Genomic DNA, 2,745 nt, shown 5'->3' with positions numbered 1-2,745 from the left:
CGGATTACGTCTTCGTTGAGGCCTGGCTCAAAGGTATCCGATTCGATTTCGGTAACGAAACCGTGCTCGTATTCCCGTTTGATCAGCTCTTTCACCTCTTTGTCGGTGGTCGCCATGATCGTCGCTCCGTTGTCTCTCAGCAGGGGCTTGGTGCCCTTTGGTATTGCTCACAGAGCCTGTTCAGGCCTGCGCTGGTGGAATTTCATCAGTCGGTTGTCGCAGTGGTCGCTCATCCATGGAGTACGCCCTGCAATCGATTTTTGGATGACGGAATCATGCCGAAATACGGCATATTCCCGTGCTTATGGCGAGTGATTGTACAATATCAGACTATTTTAGTCAGGTATTATTTTGTGACAGGGGTGATTATACCGCAATCAGGTGTTAGGGGGCTAAGTTGGGGTTTGTTCTGATTACAGGACTGAAGGCTCTCGTCAGGGTGCAGGTCGGCACGGTCTCCCAAAACACGCCGTAAATACGTCCCTGTAGGCTCGGCCTTGCCATCCATGGCAAGGCACGGTTTTGGGAGACCGTGCCGACCCGCACCGTGAGCAATGGGTGGTCTCAAAAGCTCGAAGGCTTGGAGTTATGTCTGGTTTAATGTGTCAGCAGTCTGGGTTTGGTTGTTCGCCGCGAAGATTTTTGTCAGATAGCTGTAGCCCATTGAGTCCGGCAGGCCTTCTGGCCGGGGTATTCGCACCACGTAGCCGCTGCCTGGCGCATAATCCATAGGGGTGCCGTTGACGGTTTCGATGGTGTCGGCACTCAGGCGCAGGTTCCCGGCCGGGGTGATGAGTTCAAACTTGTCGCCCGGGGCAAATCTGTTTTTGACGTCGATGGTGAGCCAGCGGTTATCTGCGCCTAAAACAGTTCCTACCACTTGCTGGGTGCCCAGATAGGAAGAGCCTTGTTCGTAGGTCTGGTATTCCTGGGGCAGGTGGCGGCGCAGGAAGCCTTCGGTGTAGCCCCGGTTTGAGAGGGCTTCGAGTTCGTTCATCATCTGCATGTCGAAAGACTTGCCGGCAAGGGCATCGTCGATAGCGCGGCGGTAAACCTGGGTGGTCCGGGCGACGTAGTAGGTGCTTTTGGTGCGACCTTCGATTTTCAGGGAGTGGACTCCCATGTTAACCAGTTCAGCTACGTGTTGAACTGCCCGCAGGTCTCTGGAGTTCATGATGTAGGTGCCGTGTTCGTCCTCGTAGGCCGGGATAAAGCTGCCGGGGCGGTTGGGTTCTTCCAGCAGGATTTCTTTGGGTTCGTATTCCCGGACCTGGTCTGACGAAGTGGCAATCAGGTCGTGAGTCTGGTCGTGGGTGTGCGTTACTTCCTTATAGTTCCAGCGGCAGGCGTTGGTGCAGGCGCCCTGGTTGGCATCCCGATGGTTCATGTAGCCGGACAGCAGGCAGCGGCCGGAATAGGTCATGCAGAGCGCCCCGTGGACGAACACTTCCAGTTCCATTTTCGGAACTCTGTCGCGGATCTCCCGGATTTCGTCGAGAGCAAGCTCCCGGGACAGGATGACCCGGCTGATGCCCTGACGTCTCCAGAATTCGACGGTGGCCCAGTTGACAGCGTTGGCCTGGACGGACAGGTGGATCGGCTGGTCCGGCCAGGTTTCCCGTACCAGCATGATCAGCCCCGGGTCGGACATGATCAGTGCGTCGGGCTTGAGGTCGATCATCGGTGCCAGATCGTTGAGGTAGGTGCGAACCTTGCTGTTGTGGGGTGCGATGTTGGAAACAAGGTAAAAGGCCTTGTTCTGCTGGCGGGTCAGATGGATGCCCTCGGCGATAGCATTCACATCCCTGAAACTGTTGTTCCTCACTCTGAGAGAGTATCGGGGCTGGCCGGCGTAGACAGCGTCAGCACCATAGGCAAGGGCGGTTTTCAGGTGCTCGAGGGTGCCGGCCGGGGCCAGTAGTTCGGGAAATTTCATGGCGTTGTGTCCGTTATTCAGGCTCATGAGTACGGGCGTTGCTGTGTATTATGGCTGCCTGATTCGTTCGGCGTATTGATGATGCTCAATATCATTGGGGTTCATTTTGAGCTAACATTTGTGCGCTCAGATGAGTGACTAAGTGAACTATCAATTGCAGCTCAGTCGAAAAGTTGCAGGAGGCATGTTTGATGAGATCGGATGCGTTGGCGGCACTGATCGTTGCCATGGTGAAGTATCTTCAGTCTGCGGGATTCTCCCGGGGGGAGCTGGCGAGTTATGCGGGCCTGTCGCCGGAGCAGCTGGCCGAGCCGGAAACCCGTTTGTCGCCGTCACAGATGCAGAAGTTGTGGCAGCTCATCCAGAGCCGTTTGCTGCCGGGTATCACCTTCAGCCGGCAGGTACGCCCGCTGATTGCGCAGCAACTGGGCAAGGGACGGGTCAAGGTTGAGGGTGTGGCCAGGGAGCTGAATATGAGCCGTCATACCCTCTACAAAAAGCTGAAGGAGGAAAATCTCACCTTCGCGGCTTTGCTGGAAGATGTACGGCGGGAGCAGGCACTGAATTACCTGCGGGATCGTAACCGGTCGTTGTCAGAGGTGGCCGAGCTACTCGGTTTTTCCGAGCTGAGCGCCTTCAGTCGTGCGTTCAAGCGCTGGATGGGCAAGTCGCCGGCGGAGTTCAGGGCAGCTGGATAGTTATTTGTTCAGGTAACAAAAAGGCGAGCCCGGAGGCTCGCCTTTTTTGTGGGGCCTGTCCCGTCCTGAAATACGTTGTCATCTGGAGAGTGAGCAGATGGGCAACGATAC

2 protein-coding genes are annotated in these 2,745 nt (G+C 56.1%); one reads left to right on the top strand and one right to left on the bottom strand.

Annotated features, from left to right (window positions below; genetic code table 11):
- Positions 1 to 586 precede the first annotated feature (586 nt).
- Entirely contained in the window at positions 587 to 1,936 is a 1,350-nt protein-coding gene (gene yegQ / locus AAC035_RS20445) for a tRNA 5-hydroxyuridine modification protein YegQ (RefSeq protein ID WP_339806951.1), read from the bottom strand.
- A gap of 191 nt (positions 1,937 to 2,127) precedes the next feature.
- Here yegQ and AAC035_RS20440 point away from each other — a divergent pair, with 191 nt between their 5' ends.
- On the top strand, positions 2,128 to 2,634 hold the full coding sequence (locus AAC035_RS20440; protein WP_339806953.1) for a helix-turn-helix domain-containing protein: 507 nt from the start codon (positions 2,128 to 2,130) through the stop codon (positions 2,632 to 2,634).
- Positions 2,635 to 2,745 lie beyond the last annotated feature (111 nt).

This window comes from uncultured Marinobacter sp., assembly GCF_963974375.1.
GTDB lineage: Bacteria > Pseudomonadota > Gammaproteobacteria > Pseudomonadales > Oleiphilaceae > Marinobacter.
This window is presented reverse-complemented; position numbering and strand designations above follow the sequence as displayed.

Coding starts and splice junctions, on each gene's coding strand:
- yegQ (WP_339806951.1), bottom strand. CDS start 1,936: ATGAAATTTCCCGAACTACTGGCCCCGGCCGGCACCCTCGAGCACCTG.
- AAC035_RS20440 (WP_339806953.1), top strand. CDS start 2,128: ATGAGATCGGATGCGTTGGCGGCACTGATCGTTGCCATGGTGAAGTAT.